The sequence below is a fragment of the Methanobrevibacter sp. genome (assembly GCF_017427765.1).
Classification (GTDB): Archaea; Methanobacteriota; Methanobacteria; order Methanobacteriales; family Methanobacteriaceae; genus Methanocatella.
In genome coordinates this window covers 165261-190143 of the sequence record NZ_JAFRSC010000032.1, presented here as the reverse complement: position 1 = coordinate 190143, position 24883 = coordinate 165261, and the positions used below count along the sequence as shown (strand labels likewise).

28 protein-coding genes are annotated in these 24883 nt (G+C 34.0%); 22 read left to right on the top strand and 6 right to left on the bottom strand.

Annotation, left to right across the window (positions count from 1 at the left end):
• Nucleotides 1-199 precede the first annotated feature (199 nt).
• The 5 genes from xerA (at nt 200) to IJL02_RS10480 (ending at nt 5961) form a co-directional block, all read left to right on the top strand.
• Nucleotides 200-1195, top strand: coding sequence for a site-specific tyrosine recombinase/integron integrase (gene xerA, locus IJL02_RS10500; RefSeq protein WP_292816134.1), 996 nt, complete (start codon nt 200-202; stop codon nt 1193-1195).
• A gap of 62 nt (nt 1196-1257) precedes the next feature.
• The gene (locus tag IJL02_RS10495) at nt 1258-2640 is read left to right on the top strand and encodes an McrB family protein (protein WP_292816132.1); all 1383 of its coding nucleotides are present in this window, start codon (nt 1258-1260) and stop codon (nt 2638-2640) included.
• Nucleotides 2641-4017: an LlaJI family restriction endonuclease gene (locus tag IJL02_RS10490; protein WP_292816130.1), complete on the top strand. Its 1377-nt coding sequence runs from the start codon at nt 2641-2643 to the stop codon at nt 4015-4017.
• A gap of 338 nt (nt 4018-4355) precedes the next feature.
• Nucleotides 4356-5477, top strand: coding sequence for a tetratricopeptide repeat protein (locus IJL02_RS10485; protein WP_292816129.1), 1122 nt, complete (start codon nt 4356-4358; stop codon nt 5475-5477).
• A 64-nt stretch (nt 5478-5541) separates the two neighbouring features.
• On the top strand, nt 5542-5961 hold the full coding sequence (locus tag IJL02_RS10480) for a hypothetical protein (protein ID WP_292816127.1): 420 nt from the start codon (nt 5542-5544) through the stop codon (nt 5959-5961).
• Nucleotides 5962-6172: 211 nt separating this feature from the next.
• On the opposite strand, the gene IJL02_RS10475 is transcribed toward IJL02_RS10480, so the two are convergent.
• Nucleotides 6173-6439 carry a winged helix DNA-binding protein gene (locus IJL02_RS10475; RefSeq protein ID WP_292816125.1) on the bottom strand — a complete coding sequence of 89 codons (267 nt, stop codon included), beginning with the start codon at nt 6437-6439 and terminating at the stop codon, nt 6173-6175.
• A gap of 492 nt (nt 6440-6931) precedes the next feature.
• Here IJL02_RS10475 and IJL02_RS10470 point away from each other — a divergent pair, with 492 nt between their 5' ends.
• A complete protein-coding gene (locus IJL02_RS10470; protein WP_292816123.1) occupies nt 6932-7879 on the top strand; it encodes a zinc-ribbon domain-containing protein in 948 nt (315 codons plus the stop codon).
• Nucleotides 7880-8165: 286 nt separating this feature from the next.
• Here the strand turns inward: IJL02_RS10470 and IJL02_RS10465 are convergent, their stop codons facing one another.
• Nucleotides 8166-8690 (bottom strand): hypothetical protein, encoded by a 525-nt coding sequence (locus IJL02_RS10465; RefSeq protein ID WP_292816121.1) that lies wholly within the window; start codon nt 8688-8690, stop codon nt 8166-8168.
• Nucleotides 8691-8870: 180 nt separating this feature from the next.
• Between IJL02_RS10465 and IJL02_RS10460 the strand changes: the two genes are divergently transcribed.
• From IJL02_RS10460 to IJL02_RS10430, 7 genes are all read left to right on the top strand, one after another.
• The gene (locus tag IJL02_RS10460) at nt 8871-9050 is read left to right on the top strand and encodes a hypothetical protein (RefSeq protein ID WP_292816119.1); all 180 of its coding nucleotides are present in this window, start codon (nt 8871-8873) and stop codon (nt 9048-9050) included.
• Nucleotides 9051-9286: 236 nt separating this feature from the next.
• Nucleotides 9287-12457 (top strand): ATP-dependent DNA helicase, encoded by a 3171-nt coding sequence (locus tag IJL02_RS10455; RefSeq protein WP_292816117.1) that lies wholly within the window; start codon nt 9287-9289, stop codon nt 12455-12457.
• Nucleotides 12458-12658: 201 nt separating this feature from the next.
• Nucleotides 12659-13483, top strand: coding sequence for a hypothetical protein (locus IJL02_RS10450; RefSeq protein WP_292816114.1), 825 nt, complete (start codon nt 12659-12661; stop codon nt 13481-13483).
• Between the two features lie 105 nt (nt 13484-13588).
• Nucleotides 13589-13753, top strand: coding sequence for a hypothetical protein (locus IJL02_RS10445; protein WP_292816112.1), 165 nt, complete (start codon nt 13589-13591; stop codon nt 13751-13753).
• A 97-nt stretch (nt 13754-13850) separates the two neighbouring features.
• Entirely contained in the window at nt 13851-14009 is a 159-nt protein-coding gene (locus IJL02_RS10440) for a hypothetical protein (RefSeq protein WP_292816110.1), read from the top strand.
• 15 nt (nt 14010-14024) lie between these two features.
• Nucleotides 14025-15464, top strand: a complete 1440-nt coding sequence (locus IJL02_RS10435) for an AAA family ATPase (RefSeq protein ID WP_292816108.1) — start codon at nt 14025-14027, stop codon at nt 15462-15464.
• A 26-nt stretch (nt 15465-15490) separates the two neighbouring features.
• Nucleotides 15491-16318 (top strand): HIRAN domain-containing protein, encoded by an 828-nt coding sequence (locus tag IJL02_RS10430; RefSeq protein WP_292816106.1) that lies wholly within the window; start codon nt 15491-15493, stop codon nt 16316-16318.
• Here the strand turns inward: IJL02_RS10430 and IJL02_RS10425 are convergent.
• The gene (locus tag IJL02_RS10425; protein WP_292816104.1) at nt 16315-16599 is read right to left on the bottom strand and encodes a MarR family transcriptional regulator; all 285 of its coding nucleotides are present in this window, start codon (nt 16597-16599) and stop codon (nt 16315-16317) included. The genes IJL02_RS10430 and IJL02_RS10425 overlap by 4 nt on opposite strands.
• A gap of 201 nt (nt 16600-16800) precedes the next feature.
• Between IJL02_RS10425 and IJL02_RS10420 the strand changes: the two genes are divergently transcribed.
• Genes IJL02_RS10420 through IJL02_RS10385 form a run of 8 tightly spaced genes read left to right on the top strand, consistent with a single transcriptional unit; the run spans nt 16801 to nt 21761 of the window.
• Nucleotides 16801-17724 carry an SseB family protein gene (locus tag IJL02_RS10420; RefSeq protein WP_292816102.1) on the top strand — a complete coding sequence of 308 codons (924 nt, stop codon included), beginning with the start codon at nt 16801-16803 and terminating at the stop codon, nt 17722-17724.
• A gap of 45 nt (nt 17725-17769) precedes the next feature.
• Nucleotides 17770-18669 (top strand): SseB family protein, encoded by a 900-nt coding sequence (locus IJL02_RS10415; RefSeq protein WP_292816100.1) that lies wholly within the window; start codon nt 17770-17772, stop codon nt 18667-18669.
• A gap of 36 nt (nt 18670-18705) precedes the next feature.
• Entirely contained in the window at nt 18706-19242 is a 537-nt protein-coding gene (locus IJL02_RS10410) for a hypothetical protein (protein ID WP_292816097.1), read from the top strand.
• A 10-nt stretch (nt 19243-19252) separates the two neighbouring features.
• A complete protein-coding gene (locus tag IJL02_RS10405) occupies nt 19253-19576 on the top strand; it encodes a zinc ribbon domain-containing protein (protein ID WP_292816095.1) in 324 nt (107 codons plus the stop codon).
• Nucleotides 19577-19591: 15 nt separating this feature from the next.
• On the top strand, nt 19592-20728 hold the full coding sequence (locus IJL02_RS10400) for a zinc ribbon domain-containing protein (RefSeq protein WP_292816093.1): 1137 nt from the start codon (nt 19592-19594) through the stop codon (nt 20726-20728).
• A gap of 16 nt (nt 20729-20744) precedes the next feature.
• Complete coding sequence (locus IJL02_RS10395) at nt 20745-21188, top strand: GNAT family N-acetyltransferase (RefSeq protein WP_292816091.1); 444 nt, start codon at nt 20745-20747, stop codon at nt 21186-21188.
• The gene (locus IJL02_RS10390) at nt 21178-21468 is read left to right on the top strand and encodes a hypothetical protein (protein ID WP_292816088.1); all 291 of its coding nucleotides are present in this window, start codon (nt 21178-21180) and stop codon (nt 21466-21468) included. The genes IJL02_RS10395 and IJL02_RS10390 overlap by 11 nt, the downstream gene beginning before the upstream one ends.
• On the top strand, nt 21465-21761 hold the full coding sequence (locus IJL02_RS10385; protein WP_292816086.1) for a hypothetical protein: 297 nt from the start codon (nt 21465-21467) through the stop codon (nt 21759-21761). Before IJL02_RS10390 ends, IJL02_RS10385 begins: the two co-directional genes overlap by 4 nt.
• A gap of 18 nt (nt 21762-21779) precedes the next feature.
• Here IJL02_RS10385 and IJL02_RS10380 read toward each other — a convergent pair whose 3' ends face one another.
• Both IJL02_RS10380 and IJL02_RS10375 read right to left on the bottom strand, forming a co-directional pair.
• Nucleotides 21780-22127 carry a hypothetical protein gene (locus tag IJL02_RS10380; RefSeq protein ID WP_292816084.1) on the bottom strand — a complete coding sequence of 116 codons (348 nt, stop codon included), beginning with the start codon at nt 22125-22127 and terminating at the stop codon, nt 21780-21782.
• A gap of 34 nt (nt 22128-22161) precedes the next feature.
• Nucleotides 22162-23265 carry a cation diffusion facilitator family transporter gene (locus IJL02_RS10375; RefSeq protein ID WP_292816081.1) on the bottom strand — a complete coding sequence of 368 codons (1104 nt, stop codon included), beginning with the start codon at nt 23263-23265 and terminating at the stop codon, nt 22162-22164.
• Nucleotides 23266-23372: 107 nt separating this feature from the next.
• Between IJL02_RS10375 and IJL02_RS10370 the strand changes: the two genes are divergently transcribed.
• Entirely contained in the window at nt 23373-23912 is a 540-nt protein-coding gene (locus IJL02_RS10370) for a glutathione peroxidase (protein WP_292816078.1), read from the top strand.
• A 16-nt stretch (nt 23913-23928) separates the two neighbouring features.
• Here IJL02_RS10370 and IJL02_RS10365 read toward each other — a convergent pair whose 3' ends face one another.
• Complete coding sequence (locus tag IJL02_RS10365; RefSeq protein WP_292816076.1) at nt 23929-24864, bottom strand: phosphorylcholine transferase LicD; 936 nt, start codon at nt 24862-24864, stop codon at nt 23929-23931.
• Nucleotides 24865-24883: the final 19 nt, after the last annotated feature.

Here is a 24883-nt window from a genome sequence, read left to right as displayed (position 1 = left end):
AATTTCTGAAGGAGTATACCACTTTATATCTCCATCCCAATAAGAATCTACTTCGGTTCTAGGCGTTCCTCCCCCAACTATATCAGCAATATCTTCAAGTTTACAATTATTCCAACTACTTGACCATTCCATAAATCGAAGACTTTGTGCTGCAAGATAACCTCATATATAAATGACATAAATTATTACGGTGATTCACATGAAAACTAAATTAATTAATTCAATTAAAACTAAAATGAAACCATTTTTAAACGAAATACAAATTGAAGAACTTAATATCACTTTAAAAAATACTTTTAGAGATTTTGAAGTTATTAAAAAAGATAAAGAATTAACATTTAAAGAATCTAAAGAAAATCAGGATTTATTAAATAATTTTTTATCTGCTAAGCAAGTTGAGGGGTGTTCTGAGAGAACTATTAATTACTATAAAACTACGATTTTAAAAATGCTGGATCAAGTTAAACTGAAAGTTGAAAATATTTCCACTGATGATTTGAGAAACTATTTAGCTAATTATAAAAACAATAATAATGCATCAAAAACAACGGTTGATAACATTAGAAGAGTTTTTTCAAGTTTTTTTAGTTGGCTTGAAGATGAGGATTATATTCTAAAAAATCCTGTTCGTAGAATTCATAAAATTAAGACTAGAAAAGTTGTTAAAGAAGTTCTTTCAGATGAAAATTTTGAGGTTTTAAGAGATAATTGTACAAATATTCGGGATTTGGCAATGATTGAACTATTGGCATCAACTGGTATACGTGTAGGTGAACTTGTTAACTTAAATATAGATGATGTTTCATTTAATGAAAGGGAGTGTGTAGTATTGGGTAAAGGTGATTCTGAAAGGACAGTTTATTTTGATGCAAAAACAAAAATTCACTTATTAAAATATTTGGAAACTCGAAAAGATAATAATCCTGCGTTATTTGTGGCATTTAAAAAACCACATAATCGTTTGGGAATTAATGGTGTTGAGCGAAGAATTCGTGAATTGGGTCGTGGAGCTAATATTAAAAAAGTACATCCTCATAAATTCAGAAGGACAATGGCAACAAATGCAATTGATAAAGGAATGCCTATAGAACAAGTACAAAGACTTTTAGGTCATGTTCAAATAGATACTACGATGCAGTACGCAATGGTTAATCAAACTAATGTAAAGATTGCTCATAGGAAATTCATTGGTTAAATTTTTTAATATCTTTTAACATAAATTTTAACAATATTAACACATTTTTTATTGGTGAGTAAATGACAAATATGTGGATGGTAAGAGCAGGTCCAGGTGCTTTTTTAAAAGAGGATTTTAAAAAATATAATTTAGTTGCTATCGGTTGGAATCTGGGTGATTTAACTAATAAGTCTTTTGAAGAAATTAGACAATTATATTATAAAAAATATAAAAATTATAAATCAGTTAAACTAGTTTATAAATTTGTTAATGATATTAAAGTTGGGGATTATGTAATTACATCTCTTACGTGGGATAATCATTCTTATTTGTTAGGAAAAATTACTTCGGATTACTATCGGTCTGAAAAAATAACAAAAACGGACAATAATAATGATAATTATTTTGATGTAAGAGATGTTGAATGGATTGATGAAATTATAAAATTTGATTTAAAAAAATCTACTAGAAAACATTTAGGTTTGGTATCGACCGTATATGAAATTAATGAGGATGCTAAAGTTGATATTTTAAAAAATGTATCAAAAAAACCACCTATTATTAATTTTAAACGAAATATAATCTATTTTGGGGCTCCGGGCACTGGTAAATCCTATAATTTAAACCAAGATAAGAATATATTACTGGAAAATTATGAAGAAAACTATGAAAGAATAACTTTCCACCCAGACTTTTCATATGCTAATTTTGTTGGAACTTATAAACCGGTTCCTATAGGAGATTCAATTACATATAAATATGTCCCGGGACCTTTCATGAGAATTCTTAAAAAAGCAATAAACAATCCAAGTGAACCTTACTTGTTAATAATCGAAGAAATCAACAGGGCAAATGTTGCGGCAGTTTTCGGTGAGGTTTTCCAGCTTCTGGACAGACAGGATTTCGAATCATTATATCCTATTGATGCAACAGAGGATATGAAAACCTATCTGAACAAATCAAAAATCAGAATTCCTCAAAACATGTTTATCTGGGCAACCATGAACTCAGCAGACCAGGGAGTTTTCCCGATGGATACGGCATTTAAGAGAAGATGGGATTTCAAGTATTTTTCCATAAACAACAATGATGATTTAATCCGAGATACTAAAGTCACCTTAAACAATGTAGAGATCAACTGGAACGACCTCAGAAAAGCAATCAACGATGAATTATTATCATACAAAATCAATGAGGATAAACTTATCGGACCGTTCTTTGCATTTAATGAATATCACAACCAAGAAATACCTGAAGATATCTTCAAGGATATATTCAAAAACAAAATTATCATGTATCTGTTTGAAGACGCTGCAAAATCAAAAAGAAACCAGTTGTTTTCAGGTGTTGACAAGGCCAAAAACATAACCTATTTCCAGGTTTGCGATGAATTTGACAAAAACGGAATCGAAATATTTACAGACTCAATTAAAGAGAACTTCATCACAGATGATGGTGAATAAATGAAGAATGTCTACATTAAAGAGCTAAAATATTATTCAAAAAAAGATATTTTAGAAATCCTTCAAGACAACCAGAAAGTCCTCGATGAGCTTTTAAAATATGATATTGTCAAATTCACAAATGACAGCTATCAGTTTAACTATGTCGGAGTAATTATAATTGAAAATATTGTCATCAACGTTTATCCTAAATACATCACATCAAAAGACAACATTAAAGAGGATTTCAAACAGGTAATTAATGTAATTAAAAAATACAACAAATCAAAGGATGATTTGACCTATCAAAACGATGAGCTTGAAGATATTTCATACAACCGGCTGTCAATGATGTTATTTTTCCTGGAGGACTACTTTGAAAACGGAGTTTATACAAATATCCAGAATATCCTCCAAACCAACGGAAACGGTGAAATCGACTGGAATAAAACCGTCAACGACAATGTTGCAATCATACAAAACAAAAAGCCGTATTACGTTGAGCTTCAAACCAAATATAAAATCAACGATTTATTTGATTTTTTCAGACTTTTGCATGAGTATATTATTACGGAGTGTTCCGGTTACCTGCAAAAAGCAGGTCTTTTGGAACTGTTTGATTTAACTCCTGTTGAACTGTCCGATAAGGAGTTTGAAGATTTTGGCGATGCCGATTTGATTTTAGAAAAGCTTGAAAAAGAACTGAATGTGGAGTTCAATACTCACAAAATTAAACTGCTTCGCTCAATGCATTCCTATTTATCAAATAAAAACGCACATACTAATGAAAACTACCTGACACTGTACGGCACATCAGCTTATCATGAAATCTGGGAAGAAGTTTGTGCAAAAGTATTTTCCGATAAGTTAAATAAAAAACTGAGGGATTTAACATTGCCGACTAAGTTAAACTCCAAATATTCACCAAACAAGGAATTAATAAAACTTATTAAAAAACCAAAATGGTATTATAAGGATATTTATCCGAAAGATGCTGAAGGCACGTTTATTCCGGATATCGTAACTTTCTACAACAATGAATTCATTATTCTTGATGCCAAATATTACAGTTTAAAATTCACACAGGATGTATTGGACGGCCAGCCCGGTCTGGAGTCAGTTACCAAACAATACCTCTATGAACTGGCTTTTAGAGAATTTATTGAATTTCATGACTTTAAAGGCGTTAAAAATGCATTTTTATTCCCGACTTATTCACAAGTTATTGAAAATAAGGGGCATGTAAAATTAGATATATTGTCTAATTTGGGTTTGGAAGATATTCAGGTCATTATGCTTCCGGTTTCATTAATGAATGAATATTATTTAAATAATAAGAAAATGGATGTTTCAATGTTAAATTTAAATATTGGGGATGCTGGTGTAAAGGACAACTAAAAATTCAAAAATGTAACACTTCGCTATGATGAATAGCCATAGGTTATCATGATAATTTTAGATAAAGTCTTTAAGTTCATTTAAATTATAGTCTTCTTTTTTAAATTAGGATTTCAGGAATTTATGAAACTTTTTTTGATTATACATCATCTCTTATTTTAATATTGTTCTCTTTTATTGAAATTAATTTTTCAACAGAAACATTTATAAACCCCAACTTATTAACATTATATTAACAATATTCATATAAATTTTTTTTATTATGATAATTAAGACCACCACCTAAACGTATATAGTTTAGTTGAATTGTCGAAAAAAAATCCAAATTCGGTGATAACATGACTATACAGGATTTATTAGATAAATGTGAATCTGCATACTATGAAAATAACTATTCTGAAGTGATAGATATTTGTGATGAAATTTTAAAACATGATTTTAATAATCAAAGGGCAATAGGATATAAAGCAAGATGCTTATATCTCCGGGAGGAATTTAAAGAAGCGTTAACCCTTTTGAATAATGCAATAATTTTGTATCCGGACAATGATTATTTTATATCTTTAAAAGCGGACGTATTCATGTTTAAAGAAGAATATGGCAAAGCCGTTGAATGCTTTGAGGAAATATTGAAAATAGGAATATCCGATGAAGATAATCTCAATTATATAAAAAGAGAATTTAGTACATGCCTTAGCTTAAGAATAGATCAACTGATAGAAATGGAAAAATATGTTGATGCATGGCAATGTTACAGTCGGATGTTGGAAATCGAATCAGATAATTTGCAACGCCCAGCGATGATTGAGAGATTCAAAAAACATGTAAAGGAATACACTTCAAGAGTAAAATATCGCCAATATTATGTTAAAATATCTTCAAATGAAGCAAAACTAAAATTAATTGAATTTCTAAAAGAAAACGGATTTAAAAGCAATGCTGATTCCGGACTATTGTTTTTGATTGACGTTGTTGATAAAACCTACTGTTCCATTTCAGTTGATAATGTAGGGGATAGTGACATTATTTCCGAGTCCAAATTCTATGATAAGGTCAATTATTATCCAAGAGACCAGATCGTAGAAAGACAACTGCATGATGAAGATGGTAACTTGGTGTATGAAGGCTATACACTTAATTATTCTCCATATGGGTTTGGTAAGGCCTATTTTGCCAATGGCAATTTATACCGGGAGGGAATATTTGATATAAAAGGAATTGTTCAGGGAAAAGAATATTATCCTTCAGGCCGTCTTCGTTTTGAAGGCCAATGGGCCTTAACAAGAGGTTATGGGCCAAATGCACCATGGAATGGTAATGCCTACGGCGAAAATGGGGAGCTGATATATTCCGGAAAATTTGAAATCAAAAGAGGTGGTGTGGGCTGGCCAATGATTCAAAATCCAAAGGGATTTCCGCTTGAACAAAAAGAGTGTCCGAAAATAAAGTATTATTGTTAAAAGGATACCTGCATTGGATTCAGCTTTAATAAATTTGATTATGATACTGTGAAGTTAATATTAATTGATTAAACAAAAGAGAAAATGTGATGATTTTATAATGCATGCTTTAGATGAATTTTACATTAAACAAAAAGAAAGAATATATCGCAAATATCATGTTGTTAACATTAAAAACATTGAAAAACATCAAGAAGAGTTATTCCAGTTAGATGAATACTTACCAAATTTAATTCGTTCAAACTTGCATTACAGTTATCGTAAACAAATTGAATCTTCAGAAAAAAGAGATATCATAGTAAAACAGATGTATAATTCTAGAAGATTCAGTGATGAAGAAGAAACAGTAGAATTTATTAACTGGGTGGAGGAACATGAACAGTTCAAGGATTTTATTAATGAAAAAGAAGTTAAAAAATTAGGTGATGAATTGGAAGAACTTGAAAAATATATCAATAAATTAAAAAAGATATATGGAAAATAAAATTTTTGAGGTAAAACTAGGGTCTGTGGTTGAAGTAGATAATAATATACAATTAGATGTTTTGGTCTTGAAAATATTCTGGTTATTATTCTTCCGGCAAAAAAGTTGATCAATATTATCTGGAAAATAGGAAAATGGATATCTTCAGTTTGAATTTATAGAGCATTAAATAGTTTGCAAGTAAATTAATCCTCTACCAGTTCCGGATAATTTAGCTTAAATATCTGCTTACTATCTTTCCTTTTTCAGTTAATCTGTACAGTTTGCCTTTTCTCATTTCGGGATTAATGCATTCAACCAGTCCATGATCTTTCAGCTCACCTAAAGCTTTTGAAACATGATTTCTTCCAATCTTTGTATCATCAGAAATCTTACTTGGAATTTTAACCTCTCTTTTCAGTGTTTTCATTATTTTGTTTCTGATTTTTGAGGTTTTAACGTAGTAGATTTCCATTAACATTTCATCGCTTAAATCCATTTTAATCACACTAAATGTATATTATCAGTTTCTATAAAATAAATTTTCTGTAAGATTGGATTTTCTGCTATTCCAACAGGAACAATACAATTAATACAGTATTTGTAATCTTTATCTTCTCTACTAGTTTTTGGTGCAATACTCAATTGAATTTGACGTTTATAAATATCTAGACTACTCTTCAATTTGGAGTAATTAATTTTCATAGTTATCAGCTCAAAAAAGTTATTAGAATAATGAACACATTATTAGGGGAAAAATAAATAATAAGACAATTCCAATAAATTGCGATATATTCTCTATAAATTTGGTAACGTTATTTGAAAAGTTTGATTCATTAAATCTAATGTAGCTTCAACATATACTCTAATAAAAACAGCAAAACGAAATAAAAACAAAATAATTAGAATAAAAATAATATTTTCAAAATAAATATATGTTTCATCTAATAAATTTATAAATAATTTTAAGTGATAATACCTTGGTGAAAAAATGGGATTATTTGATAAAAAAACTTCTGAGGAAAAACAAATTGAAAAAGAAGCATTAATTGAAATTAAAACTTATAAATATGATAATTATCTTAGATTTAGGAGGATTATTCCAAGATATGGTATAACTACGATGGGTATATCAGAACAAAGATTTTTTAAAAAAATAGTTAATAAAATTGAAAAAGAGATTAAAAATGGCAGTTTAACAAAGGAAGATGTTGAAAACCGTGTTGTTGAACTCCTATCTGAAAAATATGGGGAACCAATGAGTGTTGATGAAACAAATGAAAAATTTGAACAACAAAGAGTAGAACTTGCTCAACAAACTGAAATTCAATTAGAACAAAAATTTGGCATTCCTTTTAGAAATAGAGTATGGTGTAAATGTACTATTGAAGAAATGCGACATTCAACTTTTACAAATTCTAATACTCGTGATGTTCAGAATGCATATGTTTTCGTTGAAGATGCTTATTTAGAAATTGTCAAAGAGTCAGTGTTTTTAAAAAGTAAAATGGGAAATAGAAAATTATATTATGAAAATATAGCTAGTATTGATTATGATGCAAGAGGAAGATTACATTTAAGTGAAAGTCTAATAATTAATTTAAAATCAGCTGAATATGTCCAATTAAAATATGTTCCTGAGAATTATATTAACTATATTACTTCTAAGTTTGAACAATATTTAACTGGCAGAAATTATGTTGTAGAAACAACCGAAACAAATGTTAATAACAGTAATGCTGATGAATTGTTAAAATATGCTGAATTATTAGAAAAAGGATTAATTACAAAAGAAGAGTTTGATTTGAAAAAAGCAGAAATAATGGGAACTCCAATATCTGTAGAAAAATATGATTCTTCAGCGAAATTTTGTAGTAATTGTGGGAATCCAATTGATTCAGATTGTAAATTTTGCCCAAATTGTGGATATCAACTATAAAAATAACTTTTACATTATTATCAATTAAACCTTTAAAAGAATGAGATTAGATTCATTATCATATTTTTTTGTATTTCCATATTTTTGTTTAATATTTTTTCAGAGTTATTATGTATTTTTAAAGATTAGTTTAATCTAAAAAAGGTTATGTAAATAGTTATATGCGTATTGGGGAGATATTATTATTAGAACCAAAAAAACAAACCTCTTCAATTACAATTTTTGGTGCTATACTCAGATAAAATTAAAAAAATATAAAAAAATAATTAAATAATTAGGTTACAGTTTATTTATGCCAAAGTGATTTTTTAATTTGTTTTGCTATATCCGCATCTTTTTTAAGGTCAATATCATGATAATCACCCTCAAATTCATTTATAATCACATAATTATGACCATCTTTGGTAAATTCAGTGAATGTATAATTATAACCATAAACATCTTCTCCCTTATAACTATTATACTCAGAGACATACATAGTTTTTTCTGGGTCATAACATAATTCTGTTTTTACATCACCATCATCATAAGTTTCAATTACTTGTTCTGATTCTGAATGATTCCAATCATCAAAAGAGGACACTTCCGATATGTGTAATGTTCTATCAGTTCCATTTTGATTATTCCAGTCTACTACATAAAAACCAGTTTCACCAAAAGGGTCATAACCGTCACTTGTACCATAATCTTCAGGAATTTCTATTCCAAACAATTTGCATTCAGCAGTAGGAGGTCCAAATAAACCTGCACTAACAGTAGTTATTGATAAGAACAATATTAAGGCAGTTATTAAAATCATTGGCTTTTTCATTGCAAACACCATATATTTTGTCTATAAACTGTTTTTATCATTATTAATTTAAAAAGATATTGTATTTTTTATAATCAATCTAAAATAGAGAATCTTTTAAGCTGCTAATATTCATTTAGAATATTAAATTCTAATAGATTATAATTAACTTTAACAATTTAAAAAGAGTAAAATGATAATATGATAACCTGTAGTGTATGCGGACACTTGAACAGTCATTCAAGAGCAACTTGTGAAGAATGCGGTTCTGATTTATCAGACAGCCCTGACTGGGGTGTCGACTATGATGATGACAATGATGATTTAAACTACGATGATTTTGAAGAAATTGGCTATTATGATGAGTCCTATTTCGACTAAGTCTTCAGACATTCAAAACTTGTTTGAATGATATAGCTCACCTATTCAAATTTTTATTTTTTTAACCAATCTTTTAGCATATTAAAAATTCAACCAATTATTTTAATAAAAAATCTATTGTATACACTTTTAATCAAACGAAAATTCAACCATTACAATACTTCAATTGGACCGTCAGACAAAATTATTTATTGGATTGTGGATAAATTATTATTAACTATCGTGAGGTAAATCATATGGCATTTGAACTAACAAAAGAGCAAAGAGAGGTCGTTGAATACGACCACACTAATGAAGATAAAAAGTTTTTAAGAATTGAGGCTGGTCCCGGTGCGGGAAAGACTCGAGTTTTAACAGAAAAGGTCGAATATATGGTCAATGAACTTGGAGTAAAGCCTGAAACCCTTCTGATAATCACATTTTCCACTAAAGCTGCCGAAGAGCTTCAGGAAAGGCTGGCTGACGGCAATCTTTTAAAAAGTGATGTTCAAAAAATGCAGATTTCTACAATCCATTCCTTCTGCGGAAGGATTTTAGAAGAAAACGGCCATGTCGGTCTCAATGTCATTTCAGACGATTCAGGTGAAAAAAATCTTTTATTTATAGGCAAACACATGGCAGAACTCGGATTTACCCAGGAAGCATATATGTCTTCAGGTGAAATCACATACATTTCAGCAAAATACAACGAATACTGCTCATTCGGAGTTAAAACCGACAAGTTGGTTGACTATATCGAAAAGACAAGACCTGTAAGTGAGGAATATATTGCCTTTGTCCGTGATTATATGGAAAAACATGACGGTAAATATCCTTATGATGAGGTTAAAGATAATAAAGAATTCAAAAAGTCAAAATACAATGCCAAATACCTCCAGATTGCCAGATCATATCCTATTTATGAAGATATCCTCAAACGTGAAAAGGCAATAGACTATGCCCATATGCAAAAGGACGCTTTAGAAATTGCAAAAAGGGACGATTTCACAACACAGTTTACAAATATTCTCATTGACGAGTTTCAGGATACCGACCCTATTCAGATGGCGCTTTTCGAGGAGCTTATGAAAACCGCCGAATCATTTACAGTTGTTGGTGACATCAACCAGAGTATCTACGGATTTCGGGGCTCAAACACAAATCCTTTCACATATCTTGCAGACAATCACGGAAATGAATTTGCCTTTAAAAGCCTGCCTGACAATTTCCGCTCAACTCAGGAAATCATAGACATATCCGAGGATTTCATCAAGCATCAAAGACCGTCCGATTCAGTTTTAGGAAAGGCAACCTGCGGGCGAAATGCACATTCGAATACATATTATCTTGTAAGTGAAGATGCTGAAATCGAGGCCCAAAGCATATTTAAGGTTATCCGCTATCTTATTGACAACGGCAAAATAAATAAACTTTCAGATATCGGAATACTTATGCGTTCAGTCAATCCGAGTTCATCAAGATGCATTGAACCGCTTTTAACACTTCTTGATGAAAACAACATCAATTTCCAGATTTCAGGTCTCAGCAATCTCCTAGAAAAGGATGAGGTTAAATCTGTTCTCACACTTTTTTTCCATCTTGTTGCAGATGATGATCCGCACAGAAGCTTTTTTAACAGGTGGGAAGCAGGCTGGCTTAACTTAAGAGCTTACGCTGACCAGATTCTATTTAAGCTTTCAGATGAAACAAAAGAAATACTTTACGCACTTCAGGACAAATTCGAAGCTGAAGTTGTCGAAACTGAAAACAGGCTGTGGCTTGAAGACCACAAAAAAGGCGGAATGAATACCTTTGCAAAGGTTCTTGGCCGTGACGAGGAGCTTAAAGTGAGAATATTTGAAAGCGTTGAAAGGCCTGTTTTATCAAATGAAAACCTTCTGGATTACGGAATAACAAATCCCGATGACCTTGAATTTTTCAGAAGGCTAAACCAGTTTAAAGACGAACTTTACGCAGAAGACGTCAAGTTCTATGAAAGGCCTACAGTTCTTGAAGTGTATCTAAAACTTTTAACCGACATTACAGGATTTTTAAATGAGGATCTGATACTTGAAAACGAGGAGATGATTCACAACCTCTCACAGATTACCGCTTCACTTTCAACATTTTGTGAAGTGAGATTTGAAAGGGACATCAGAGGTGCGTTCTGGTTTATTTACAGAGTAATCGGCTCTCATGAGGGATACCTTGAAGTTGAAGACGGAATTCAGATAATGACAGTTCACGCTTCAAAAGGTCTTGAATTCCCAATTGTTATTGTTCCTTCACTTAAAAAGGACAAGTTCCCGATGAAATACATCGACCCGAACCCTGACCATGGCTGGATATTCGGAAAACCTGCCTACTTCACACCTTATGAGTGTCTTGAATATCCTAAATTCGACGAGGCATACGGACCTGAGGAGTCCCATAAGATGGAGGAGGAAAGGGTGCTTTATGTTGCAATGACACGTGCCGAAGACACTTTAATACTTTCCTCAATCGTTGAAAACTCATCAGCGTCCAAAAAGATAGCTTTAGAAAGGGGAGAGTTTGAAAGCCTTCCTAAAGGCCCTGAACGTATTCACAACGCAATCAACGAAAACCTTGATACATGCAGGCTGATTGACACATCAGACATAAAAATCGATGTACTCGCAAGAAAGCCGGAAGAGGCCAATGACGATTACTGCATCGATTTGAGTTTCACAGCACTTGAAAACTACAACAACTGTCCTTTCAGATACAAACTGGCCAATGATGTTGGATTCATCATTTCAGAGAAAAGCGAAATCGATGAGGGTATATTTGTCCACAAGGCACTTGAAGTCATTAACAAAAAGATAAAGGCAAACGGCAATGTGTTTATAGGTAATGAGGAAGTTAAAAAAACGGTCAGTGAGCTTTTCGAAATGTCAAACGAGGAGCTTCACGAAGAAGATCCCGTACAGTACGAGCATGACCTCAATGAAATTACAGCAAACGTAATCCATTACTATGAAACCTACGGCCAAAATCTCAAGATACTTGACAGCGAATATCCGTTCTATCTCAAGGATAAAAACTATGCTCTTAAAGGTGTAATCGATTTGGTTTATGAAACTGACGGAAATCTCGGAATAATCGATTATAAAAACACTCGCCTTGAGTCAAAATACAAAAACAAGTTCAAAAAGCAGCTTCACCTCTACGTGCTTGCCCTTAGAGACCAGAACCAGCAGTACTGCGGACGTGAAATAAACGAACTTAAAGTCTATGCAATCAAATCCAAAAAAATGATTGACTTTAAAATCGATGAGGAGTATATGGAGGAGCTTAAAGAGGAACTTGAAACAGTTGCAAGAAATATTCATGAGGGAATATTCAACTCCTGCAAGTGTGATGACTGCAAGTATTGCCAATACAAGGAAATCTGCAATCAGCACTAAACATTCATTGGGAAATAATTTTAAAAATTTCCTAATGATATTTAAATTTTCAAAAATTGTTTTCACCATGAAATATTGATTTTAAACAGTTGAATTGCTCTTAAATGATACTGGACTCTTTATATTGTCTGAAAACCAATAGTTAATTGGTCAATTTCGATGTCGACATTTCATTGACACTAACGCTAAGTTGGTGGTAGTTTGTCAAAGGAATATGACAAATTGTTCAAATTAGTGGCATTGGTTTTCATTAATGCTATAATGAGAATTTCAGGTATTGAGCCTGGAATTGTGGAAATTGTATATCCAGAAGTTTTCAGCCAGGAAACTGACAGGGGAATAATGGACTTTTGTGTATTGACCAGACGTGGTTACTATATCATATTCGAATTCCATTCTACCTCATTGAGCGAAAAAATTTTGCTTAGAAATTTTCAGTATCTTGCAAATCTGCGGGTACGTGTTAAACATCCTGTAGACATGCAAATTCTCTCAACTGACAAAACCAAAGGGGGAATACGTGAAGTTGAAATATTTCCAGGTTGGAATTTCAAACCGGTTATAACCTTTCTCATTGATTTCGATGGAGACAAAATTTTAAGTAATATTAAAAATAAATTAAAAAACAATATAGAATTAACAGATACTGATGCATATCTGTTCACAATCATCCCTTTCACTAACTATGAAAGAGATACAGTTGATTTGATTGTTGAACTGTGTCATTTTGTTAATGAAAATGAAATATCTCAGGAGTTTAAATATATTATTAAGCTTTCCCAGATATTATGGGTAAATGCTTTAATAGATGATTTAAAACTCAAAGATGAATTGTTGGATGTGATTAAGATGAAAAGTAATTTCATTCAGGAATATGAACGCAATCTCGTTGAATCTGCTGCTGAATCTGCTTTTGAATCGGGTAGAGAAGAAAACAGTCTTGAGATTGCTCGAAAGATGAAGGAGAAAAATTTCACCCGTGATGTTATTTTGGATATTACAGGAGTGGATATTTTAAAGATATAAGGCTTTTTAAGTCTTATATTTTAAATTTTTTTATTCAGAGATTTTAATCTTGAATTTAATGTTTTAATGTTTATTTGATACTCAAAAGAGTTGGATGTGATTAAGATGAAAAGTAATTTCATTCAGGAGTATGAACGCAATCTCGTTGAATCTGCTTTTGAATCGGGTAGAGAAGAAAACAGTCTTGAGATTGCTCGAAAGATGAAGGAGAAAAATTTCACCCGTGATGTTATTTTGGATATCACTGGAGTAGATATTTTAATGATATAAGGCTTTTTAAGTCTTATATTTTAAATTTTTTTATTCAGAGATTTTAATCTTGAATTTAATGTTTATTTGATACTCAAAAGAGTTGGATGTGATTAAGATGAAAAGTAATTTCATTCAGGAGTATGAACGCAAGCTCGTTGAATCTGGTAGAGAAGAAAGCAGTCTTGAGATTGCTCGAAAAATGGAGAAGAGAAATTACTCCCGTGATGTTATTTTGGATATCACTGGAGTAGATATTTTAAAGACAAAAAATTAAACTTTTGGTGTAATGATGTTGGAGTGGACCATTTGCAGTAATTGCGGAAAGATTTTGGATAACTCACAGACTAGCTGTCCAAATTGCCAAAGCAGTGTTGATAAAATTCATATGGATTATTTTAAAGGCCAGCTGTCCAATCTGGGCTTTCTGGTAAATACTCTGGATATATTCAGAGGCTATTGTCCTGCACTTAAAGGCGTTGACGGGTCTTTGGAGGATATTGTGCATGAAGACCTTCTAAACTGGCTGAGCTATCTTGCCGCATCTGACGCAGTAATTACAGACAACGAACTTGAATTCATAAACCAGCTTTTAAACACTTCGTATTGCGCTGATGACATATCAGATGCCAAACCCGAGGATTTTCCATTTTCCTTTAAATGCCTTATCGAGCTTGACGCATTCGGAAGGGACTATGACATGGACCGCCTCAATACCGCATATGAGCTTTTCAGCACCTATAAACTCTTCGGAAAGTTTTTAATAACAGTCGACAACACTTTAAACGAGGACGTTCTGGCAGTATACTCAGATTACATCAAAAACCTCGAAAATGTTTTAAATGCAAGGGGTGTTGATTTAAATCCTCAAACCAAACTGGCAAACATTCCAATCAAGCAGCAAACAGAGCAAACAGAAACCCACTCAATTGACGAGTATCTGGATGAGCTCAACAGGCTTGTCGGTCTTGAAAGCGTCAAAAAGGATGTAAATTCACTGATAAACCTTGTCCAGATTAGAAAAATCAGACAGGACAGAGGAATCAAACAGCCTGCGATGAGCCTGCATCTTGTGTTTTCAGGAAATCCCGGAACGGGAAAGACCACCGTTGCAAGGCTTCTTTCAAAGATTTACCATGAAATCGGAATACTCTCGCAGGGCCATCTTGTTGAATGCGACAGGTCAAGTCTGGTAGGAGGTTATGTGGGCCAGACCGCAATAAAAACCCAGGAAGTAATTCAGAATGCTTTAGGCGGAATACTGTTTATCGATGAGGCTTACGCTCTTGCATCCAAAAGCGAAAACGACTATGGTCAGGAAGCAATAAACACCATATTAAAGGCAATGGAGGACCACAGGGATGACTTTATCGTTATCGTTGCTGGATATCCCGGTCTGATGGACAATTTCCTTCACTCAAATCCCGGCCTTGAGTCTAGATTCAATAAATTCATTTACTTTGACGATTATGATGAAAACCAGCTTTATGAGATTTTCATGCTGATGTGTGAGGATGCAAGCCTCTCACTTGATGATGCGGCCGATGAATACGTAAGGCAGTATTTTGAGAAGATGTATGAGTCACGCTCATCCAACTTTGCCAATGGGCGAAGTGTCAGGAACTTTTTTGAAGAGGTGCTTACAGCTCAGGCCAACAGGCTGGCTCCAAAAGAAGACATTACTGATGAGGAGCTCAATACATTGACTTATGAAGATTTTCTGATTGAATAACTGAAATACTGTTCTGTAGTGTTATTATGCAAGACCAAAAATCCAAATCCTTAAATGATACATACCAAAGCAAACTTGCTGTTGAAACCTCACCGGCAGATAAGGCTTTAAGGCTTTTGGACGAAAAAAGATTTGACGATGCCTTAGATGTAATTGATGACGGCATTAAAAAGGAAAAAAACAATCCCGGTTTTTGGAATATAAAAGGTCTCATTTTTGATTCCAAAAAGGATTATGAAAATGCAGTGGAATGTTTCAACAAATCTCTTAAAATCAGTGATGATTCTGAAATACTCCTAAACCGTGCAAATTCACTGTACAAATGGGCTAAAATTACATTCTTTCCAGAAGGCAACCTATCAAAAGCAATGGATCTCATCGACGAGGCACTCGAATCGCTTCCGGAAGGTGAAGATTCATCGGAGTTATGGTTTTTAAAAGGTGAAATCTATCAGGGTGAGGAAAATAACATCCAGGCAAGAAAATGCTTTTTAAAGGCTGAGGGTAGAATTGCAGAGCTTGAAGAGTTGGAAAATGAATTAAACCAGTTTGAAAAATACAGCGGTGAAACTCTCATAAACATCACAGGAACAAATTTCTACAAGGGCCTTGAACCCTTCACGCCAAATGCGGTTTTTAAACTCATAAAAGACACAGAAAACGAACATGACAGAGATGCAATAGCTGTTATGGATGATTCGCAAATCGTTGGATATGTTGCAAACAGCGACTACACAGTAAGGTTTGACGTTGAAAGCGCATCAAAGATAAAAAACAGAATCAGAGATACTTCAACAGTTGAAGTGCTCTTTATTTTTCAAAACGAATACGTTATTGGAAGGGTCATATTTTAGCTTCCGGCCTTATCAAGAATCTCCAAAATATCCAAAGCCAGCTGAGTGTTTTGATAGATTCTTCCCTTGTGGGATTTTTCATTCAGACACACTACCAAATCTTTTCTTTTCAAATCATATAATGCATTTGAAACCTGCGTTGTTGCCATGCCGCTTTTTCGAGCTATCTCGGAGGGCATAAGGAAACTGTCGCTCAGCGTTTTTAAGGTCAGGTATCTGCTGGGAGAGATTTTGATAAAACCTATCATTTCCCATAATTCTTCTTGTGTGAGTTTAGCCATGCTTATTAATTATATTCATTGGTATTTAGATACTTTATTATCACTTATATCGCTTTATTAATCGTTTTGATATGTTTAAACAGTTTTTAATCGTTTAACATTGTTTTGCATCGGTTTATTATCATTTTTATTCTATCATACATACATTTAATAGAAATGATTTAATAATATAATAATGAAATTAACAATTGAGAGGTTCATATGAATTCCAATGTAACTAACAAATATCTTAAAAAAGCACTCATCGATTTGCAAAATGCACTTGAAGGCGATGGTGATGCCAGCAGTGAACTGATGGTATTCATCAATGAATTGAAAATGTCCAACCTGCTTATTCCAGGTATTGACGACGGTGAAGACTTAATATACGAAACCCTGATTTCCGAAGAAGACGACATGACTTTCCTTCCGCTTTTTACTGACAGCGAGGAATTCTACAAGTTCTATGATGAAGACTCAGAGTACGAACCGATCGCCAATGAATTCGAGATATATGCAGGAATTTCAGAAGACGTCGATGCAATCATAATCGACGCTGAAGGCGAAGAGTTCATCGCAACCAAGGAAATGATTGAACTTGCATGTGAAGACTTCAGCGCTCAAAAAGATGACGTTGAAGCTAAGGACGCATCACAAATCAGGCAAATATACGACAGCATTTCAAACGAATCATTATCACAGTTCATAGCAGATGAGTCAAACGCAAACGACTTTGAAGGACTTATGGTTGAAATATCAGCTTCAAAGCTTTTAGACCTTGTCGTAAGTGAGGATTCTCTAGATGAATTTGGCGAAGACGGCATAATCAAAGCAGAAGACGTTGACGGATTCAGCCTTTGCACACTTGAAGACGATGAAGGCGGCCGCTATGCAATACTTTTTACTGACAAAAACGCAATAGCTGACGCAATCGATGATGATTTGTTCTATTACGCTCAAATCACCAATGTTTCTGCGCTGTTTGAGTTTGTCCTTAGAAACGATATGGATGGTGTCGTAATAAATCCTAACGGCGATGAATTCATCATTCCAAGAAGCGTACTTCTAGCTCAGGCAAGCGGAATCGAACTTGTCGCAGAAGATGCAAGCCTTTCAAACAGTCTTGAATATACATTCAAATTATAATTTGTCCTAGACAAATTCCTTTTTTTTATTTTTTTTTGAACAATTATGATAACACATAAACATTTAAGGACGGTCATTGAAGACATTTATCTCAACGGCAATGAGATAACCGAAAATCTGCTTTTAAAGCTTATAAACGAATTCAGATATTCCAATCTATACATTCCCGCAAAAAGAAGTGATGGAGAGCTTAACTTCATAATCTATGAGGATGAGGGCATGAAATTCACTCCCCTTTTTACAGACCTTGACGAATTTCATAAATTTTTCAAAGAAGGTGAAATTGAAGCTTTAAACAACACCTTCGAGCTTTACCAGAACATCCTAAAGACTACAGAAATCGAAGGATACATCCTCAATCCCTCTTCTGAAAAATATCTCTTCAAAAAGGAATTCATCCTATCGATTAAAGACGTTCCGAAAACATTTTTTTATTCAAACGATCCATACACTTCAGATGAGCTCAAAAAAATCATGGATTCGATAAACAATAGTGATCTGGAGGAGTTCATAAAAAATCGCCAAAACATCGGCGACTACGAAGGCCTTTTTGAAAGGCTGTCAAATTCAGATATCCTAACTCTTATGGTATCGGATATTGATTTAAAAGACCGGATGGTTAACGGTATTGTTGACATGCAAAAAACCGGCCCTCTTGCAGGCATGTTTCTAGACAATGTGGGCGGCGTTTATGCGACTATATTTTCCGCAAAGGATAAAATCCAAAACGTAAAAACGCCAAAATTCAAATACGCCCAGATAGTAAACCTTGCAACCCTGGTCAATTTTGTCCTTACAGAGGATATGGATGGAATCGTGCTTAATCCCGAAAGCGACAATGTTCTTATTCCAAGATCAAAGCTTTTAAACTATTCGCTTGGTTTTGAGAGATTTGCAAATGATGAGAAACTCTCTGCTTCAATGTATTATCTGTTTGAATTATGATAATTTTTAATAATCACAAAATATAAACTATTAACCATGTCTGAATTATCCGAGCTAATTGAAATTAACAAAAATATTGAAAAGCAAAACGAGGAAATCATCCGTCTTTTAAAAAAGATTGCAGGTGAAGACGGATATGTTCATATGGAAAAAGAGGAAGTTGTTTTCGATGAAATTGAAGACACTGACCTTTTAAAGACAGCACCTGATGTGGGTGAAGTCTATTTTGTCGATAACGGTGATGTCTTCAAACTAACTGTTGAGGATAATGAAACTTCAGTTGATAATCTGACAGGTTCAGCCGAGCCAAGCGATTATTCTGTGCAGGAACTTATTGCAAATGAAACCATCAAAAGAAACCAGCCTTTGGCAGAAAATATAGTTATACTTGGCGTTGAAAATTCAGCAAATTTGCCTCAGATTCTTAAGGTCTGCCATGAACAGGGAGCCGAAAAGGTATATATTCCATGGTATGAGATGAAACAGCTGATAGGCGCTCCCGAAACACTGATGCAAATAATTAAACTTGACTTTTACAAAACAGAAGAACTTTTAATTGAGAAACTTTTCTGATTGGTGAAACATGTCAAAATACTGTGCCAACTGCGGTGAGGAGCTTGTGGACAGCGCAAAATTCTGCAGGAATTGCGGAACGCCTCTTAATGTTAATGTGGAATCAAATACAACACAAAACAGCTTTACGCCACAGGTTGTAGAAAAGGACTACACCTGGCTGTTTATTTTAGGAATTGTTCTCTCATTAATTTTTCCGTTACTTGGAATCATAGCCGGAATTGTTCTTTATACCCGAAAGAATGCGGCAAATCCAAAAGCGAAGGGAGCTTTTGTAATCGCCATCGGCGTAATAGTGTGGATTTTATCCCTGACTGTTTTAAGATTAATGTAAAAAGCGGTTTTTCAAATGAACTTCAATGATTTAACAAAATATACAAAGGAAGATAAGGAAAAAAGAAAACTGATAGATGACATTTTATGCGTTAATCATTCATTTAAAATATCCTCCATGAAACTAATGTCCAAGGGTGTGGAATACTCGGATATTGCTTTTGACAGCGTCCAGGTTACAAAGTACTGTCCGAAATGTGGCCGTGAATATCCGGAAGATGAAAACTTCTGCTTTGAATGTCTAATCGCCCTTAAGGAGATTAAATCAGTTGACGTTCGAGACATCAAAATAAAGCCTGTCTTTGATATAACAAAAACAAATAATTATGATAGCTTTGAGGATATATTCAGCGGCGAAAATCTTGAAAAAATCACAAAATTCGACTTTAAGGTCCGGGATTTAAAAGAGATAATTAATTCAATCAAACTTACAGCATTCAGACGCCTTGACGGGGCAATAAAGGAAAATGACATCAATCTTAAATATCTGTCAGTTCTCGATAAGGTAACTCTTTTTTCAAAGGCATTCGTTGAACTTGAATACAAATCATATGGTGAGGAGCTCGGATATTATGAGTTCGGAAAAATATACGTCGATGACAGGCAGTCCGATGCCCTTCAAATTACTACAATCCTTCATGAGCTTACACATTTTCTTATAAAAGAGATTACCTCACATATCCTATGCCATATCCTTGACTGCTCAAAGACAACCCAAATAGAATCCCTATCGGTGTTTATCCTTTCATACTCTGCCTTAAACCGTCTTATGGATGAGTATGCCGCACATACCGTTGAGGGAAGATTCACACTTTTTGGTTATCAGGACTACTCATCATATCTCAGTATCGAAAAGACAATTGATTTGGAGCCGGATGAAATAGAAATGTTAAAGACAATCGGAAACAGCTTTGCAAACTACATCAAGGAAATATTGGAATCATTCATAGACAGGGACATGCTGGAAGATATTAAAGAACAGTTCAGACGTGATGTCATGGACAGTCCCGACTACAGAAATCTTTCCTTTGAAAACTGCACACTTTTAAACAATCGAGGTATGGTTCAGGCATTGAAAATGATTATTGTAGACGGATTTGCGATTTCAATGGATAATATTGATACGTTAATGGAATATGACTCACAGTGGTGATAACATAAATTGGAATTTGAAGAAATTCAGCGAACTGTCTTTAGATGAGCTGTATGGAATCTTAAAGCTTAGAAGTGAAGTATTCGTTGTCGAGCAGGACTGCGTCTATCAGGACCTTGACGATAAGGACCAGTGCGCATACCATCTGTTTTTAAAAAAAGACAATGATGTCGTTGCGGTTTTAAGGATTTTGCCTAAAGGAGTTTCATATGATGAAATGGCAATCGGCCGGGTTATAGTAAAAAAGCAATACCGGGGAAATGGAATTTCACGCGAAATGATAAATAAAGCAATTGATTTTATCATAAATGATTTGGATAATGATAAAATCAGGTTATCTGGTCAGGCTTATCTAAGAGAGTTTTATGAAAGCTTTGGCTTTAGAAAGGTTTCGGATGTCTATCTGGAAGACGGAATCGATCATTTTGAATTTTTACTGGAGGTTAAAAATGAACATTAAAGATAAGGTCCTGGAACTTTCCAGGCAATACAAAAACGAGGAAATTGAAATAACTGAAGTATTTTTAACAATCATAACCAAGTATCAGCTTTTCGAGCCATGCAGGTATCTTGCAGAAGATGACGAGTGGGTAAATGTTGCAATGGTGTCAATTGAGGATGAAAGCATAGCTCAGGCGATGTCAATCAAAAAATCAGAAATTGTGATGTTTGGTATTTTCAACCGTGAAGAAGTCGAAATTCCGGATCCAAAAACAGACTCCGAGGTATTCTATCAATGAATGAAGTTTTCATATCCTCAGACTTTGACGTTGATGAGGTATCTAAACAGATTTCTCAAATCATGACACAGTGGTCAACTCAGCTTCTTGATATCAACGGACCGAGCTGGGTAATATACGACTACGAAATGGAGGTCAAATACCTGTTTTTCTTTGATGTGGACTTCAACGATATGGAAACAAGGATAAAACTTGAAGATTTAAAACTTAATGTAATTCATGAAATCGAATCTCTAAAAGACGAAACCACATACCGTGATAATCTGATTAATGAAGTTTTCTTTGAAAAATAAAAAAAAGAAGAATTAAAATTACTTAATTCTTGTGTTGTAGTATCTTACACCGTCTTCATCATATGTGTACCATCTGTTTACTTCTTCATCGAATTTTTCACCGATTACGGTAACATATGAATCACTTTGAGGGTTGTATACCTTATATGTTGCGTTAGTGTTATTAGTTTCATTTACTCTAGTTGAATTATCCCCAACAACTGTATCGTTAGCTTTATCGATGTTTATAACTGTTTTTGTTGTTGTATTGTTGGTGATGTCCATTGCAGTATTGTCTGAAGTGTAGACGTAGGCTGCAACGGCCACTAGTGCAATGACCAATATTACAATAGCAACTAAAATAATGTTTTTCTTATCAAGTGCCATAAAATATCACCTATTAATATATTAGATTTTAACCTTATTTATTAATATCGCTTGTATCGTAGTCATCAATAATGATGTAGTCGTATTTCGGATGTCTTTTTTTGATTTCTTTTAACACGTTGCTTTTTATCTCTTCTCTGTCGTAATCAAAATCAACAATCATGTCGACGGTAATGAGATTGTCCTCTTCATATACAATAAATCCGTGTGTTTCAATAATTCCTTCATATTGGGAGCAGATTTCTGCCAAATCATCCTGAATGTCTTTGTGTCCGTCATGCTTTGCATAGACTCCAACTGTCACAGTAATCGAGAATTGCTCAAAAATCTTTCCGGCAATCTGGCGTGAAAGTTTCTGAATTTCTATTGCAGATAGTGTATCGTCGACCTTGACGTGAACAGATCCGTTCATCTGTTCGGGTCCGTAATTGTGCAAGACCAAATCATACACGCCGTAAACCTCAGGAAACTCCATGATTGAGTCTTTGATTTTTTTACTTAACTCAGCATCAATTCTTTTACCTATTAAGCTGTCGACAGTTTCTCTAAGCATGTCAATACCTGCCTTGATAATTACGAGTGAAATTATCACACCGAGTATTCCGTCTATTGAAATTCCCCAGATGTATGAAACGATTGCTCCAACCAATGTTGCGAAGGATAAAACAGCATCGAAATATGCGTCGCTTCCGGATGCAACAAGAGCCTGGGAGTTTACATTCTCTCCGATGCCCTTTACGTATCTTCCAAGTACAAATTTCACCGCTACAGCCACAGCAATGATTATAAGAGATACTAAAGAATAGCTTGACACGTCCGGATTGAATATTTTCGGCCAGGATTCCCACAATGCGGTTACACCCGCCCATAAAACAATAGCTACAATAATTACAGAAGAAAAATATTCTATTCTTCCAAAACCGTATGGGTGGGTTTTATCAGGCGGCCTGTTTGCAAGTTTGGCCCCTATGATTGTAATTATTGAGGACAATGCGTCTGTCAGGTTGTTTACTGCATCCAATGTGATTGCAATGGAATTTACAAGTATTCCTACTGTTGCCTTAAATGCCACAAGGATTAGATTGACAATGATTCCGATTATGCTGGTTTTTACAATAATGTCCTGTCTTGATTTCATGATGGTATATCTGTTTTTGATATTATTAAATGATTTGTCACTGAATTATTCAAAAGGTTTAAATGTATTCATTCTACAATATATTATTCAAATGCGGAGGTATTTACATGTCAGTATATGATTTTGAAGTTAAAGACGGCGAAGGAAACATGCAGTCATTAAGCCAATACGAAGGCAAAGTCCTTCTTATTGTTAACTCAGCAACCAAATGCGGATTTACACCGCAATACACAGAATTGAATGAAATCTATGCGGAATTTAATTCCCAGGGTTTTGAAATACTTGATTTTCCATGCAACCAGTTCGGAAAACAGGCTCCGGGCACAACAGAAGAAATTACCGAAGTTTGCCGTGTGAAATGGATGGTTCCATACACAATTTTCGACAAGATTGATGTAAACGGCGAGAACGCTTCACCTCTTTATGAGTATCTAAAAAGTGAGCAGCCTTTTAAGGAAATAACCGGTAAAGGTTCAACAAAACTGAAACTTGTCCTAAAAGCAGTCGACAGACACTACAAGGACAATGATGATATCAAATGGAATTTCACAAAGTTCTTGGTAGACCGCAAAGGCAATGTCGTTCGAAGATTCGAGCCGACTGAGGATTTGGGGGATGTAAAAAAAGCTATAGAAGAATTGTTATAATTGGGAATTATCCCAATTACTTAAAATTTTTATTTATTTCTTTTAATCTGTTTATTTCACCGTCAAGGATTTCATGAACGTTTTCTGTTTTTAAAAGACGGTGGTGAAAGTCATGAATGTCAATCTTTTGGGGAACCTTAAGAAAGTCAGGATATCTTTTCTCCAGATAATGGACCGGATTTTTAGGACACGGATATTCTCTTGATTCGAACTTGATTGTTGAGAGAGGAAACATCTCATCTGCATCATATATTCCAAAGGAAAAGTCTGTATCCTCAACGCCTGTAATTACATGCTCGGTAGGTTCAATGCTTAAGTTGAGATTTTCAAAGATATCATCAAGCAAATCCCTTCTTTTGGCGCCGGCTTTTATTTCATCTCTAAACTTTCTGTGTTCGGATAAATATGTCTCTTTTATGTCTTCATCGAAATATTTTATATAATCAGTCGGAAACACATCCACAAAGCCTATCAAGTCCTTTCCGACCCAGTAGTCGAGCTTTGTAAATGGCAAAGTAACGTCATTTACGTGAAATGAATTTTTAACCTTGATGTTTGACTCAAGTCCGTTGCTTTTAAGCTCATCACCGATAACGTCCAAAAACTTTTCAAAATCGCATCTTAGCATGTTGATGTCACAGTCATCATCCCATGGAATAAATCCTCCGTGTCTGTATGCTCCAAGAAGGCTTCCTCCGTAAAGCCACCATTGCATATCATGCTTTCTGCAGACATTATCGATAAAATCAAGCATTTCCAAAATCAGTTCACGGGATTGGACAACCAGTCTGGTCGGTGTTATTTCATTGAAAAGATAAAGGTTGTTGAAAAGCGCATTGTATGAATCCAAAACCTCTGCGTTTTTCTTCTCAAGAGTATTGATTCTGTCCTCCAGCTGTTTTGTTCCGTTCACCCTTCTTATAAAATTTAAAACTTTATGTTTAAAAGACATTAAAAATCACAATCCTTCG

Bases quoted from the DNA above. Each gene is read 5' to 3' on its own strand.
- IJL02_RS10430 (WP_292816106.1), top strand. From the start codon at position 15,491: ATGCAAGACCAAAAATCCAAATCCTTAAATGATACATACCAAAGCAAA.
- IJL02_RS10440 (WP_292816110.1), top strand. From the start codon at position 13,851: ATGAAAAGTAATTTCATTCAGGAGTATGAACGCAAGCTCGTTGAATCT.
- IJL02_RS10460 (WP_292816119.1), top strand. From the start codon at position 8,871: ATGATAACCTGTAGTGTATGCGGACACTTGAACAGTCATTCAAGAGCA.
- IJL02_RS10475 (WP_292816125.1), bottom strand. From the start codon at position 6,439: ATGGATTTAAGCGATGAAATGTTAATGGAAATCTACTACGTTAAAACC.
- IJL02_RS10380 (WP_292816084.1), bottom strand. From the start codon at position 22,127: ATGGCACTTGATAAGAAAAACATTATTTTAGTTGCTATTGTAATATTG.
- IJL02_RS10445 (WP_292816112.1), top strand. From the start codon at position 13,589: ATGAAAAGTAATTTCATTCAGGAGTATGAACGCAATCTCGTTGAATCT.
- IJL02_RS10435 (WP_292816108.1), top strand. From the start codon at position 14,025: ATGTTGGAGTGGACCATTTGCAGTAATTGCGGAAAGATTTTGGATAAC.
- IJL02_RS10415 (WP_292816100.1), top strand. From the start codon at position 17,770: ATGATAACACATAAACATTTAAGGACGGTCATTGAAGACATTTATCTC.
- xerA (WP_292816134.1), top strand. From the start codon at position 200: ATGAAAACTAAATTAATTAATTCAATTAAAACTAAAATGAAACCATTT.
- IJL02_RS10490 (WP_292816130.1), top strand. From the start codon at position 2,641: ATGAAGAATGTCTACATTAAAGAGCTAAAATATTATTCAAAAAAAGAT.
- IJL02_RS10485 (WP_292816129.1), top strand. From the start codon at position 4,356: ATGACTATACAGGATTTATTAGATAAATGTGAATCTGCATACTATGAA.
- IJL02_RS10425 (WP_292816104.1), bottom strand. From the start codon at position 16,599: ATGGCTAAACTCACACAAGAAGAATTATGGGAAATGATAGGTTTTATC.
- IJL02_RS10405 (WP_292816095.1), top strand. From the start codon at position 19,253: ATGTCAAAATACTGTGCCAACTGCGGTGAGGAGCTTGTGGACAGCGCA.
- IJL02_RS10400 (WP_292816093.1), top strand. From the start codon at position 19,592: ATGAACTTCAATGATTTAACAAAATATACAAAGGAAGATAAGGAAAAA.
- IJL02_RS10420 (WP_292816102.1), top strand. From the start codon at position 16,801: ATGAATTCCAATGTAACTAACAAATATCTTAAAAAAGCACTCATCGAT.
- IJL02_RS10390 (WP_292816088.1), top strand. From the start codon at position 21,178: ATGAACATTAAAGATAAGGTCCTGGAACTTTCCAGGCAATACAAAAAC.
- IJL02_RS10470 (WP_292816123.1), top strand. From the start codon at position 6,932: ATGGGATTATTTGATAAAAAAACTTCTGAGGAAAAACAAATTGAAAAA.
- IJL02_RS10410 (WP_292816097.1), top strand. From the start codon at position 18,706: ATGTCTGAATTATCCGAGCTAATTGAAATTAACAAAAATATTGAAAAG.
- IJL02_RS10365 (WP_292816076.1), bottom strand. From the start codon at position 24,864: ATGTCTTTTAAACATAAAGTTTTAAATTTTATAAGAAGGGTGAACGGA.
- IJL02_RS10495 (WP_292816132.1), top strand. From the start codon at position 1,258: ATGACAAATATGTGGATGGTAAGAGCAGGTCCAGGTGCTTTTTTAAAA.
- IJL02_RS10375 (WP_292816081.1), bottom strand. From the start codon at position 23,265: ATGAAATCAAGACAGGACATTATTGTAAAAACCAGCATAATCGGAATC.
- IJL02_RS10385 (WP_292816086.1), top strand. From the start codon at position 21,465: ATGAATGAAGTTTTCATATCCTCAGACTTTGACGTTGATGAGGTATCT.
- IJL02_RS10455 (WP_292816117.1), top strand. From the start codon at position 9,287: ATGGCATTTGAACTAACAAAAGAGCAAAGAGAGGTCGTTGAATACGAC.
- IJL02_RS10465 (WP_292816121.1), bottom strand. From the start codon at position 8,690: ATGAAAAAGCCAATGATTTTAATAACTGCCTTAATATTGTTCTTATCA.
- IJL02_RS10370 (WP_292816078.1), top strand. From the start codon at position 23,373: ATGTCAGTATATGATTTTGAAGTTAAAGACGGCGAAGGAAACATGCAG.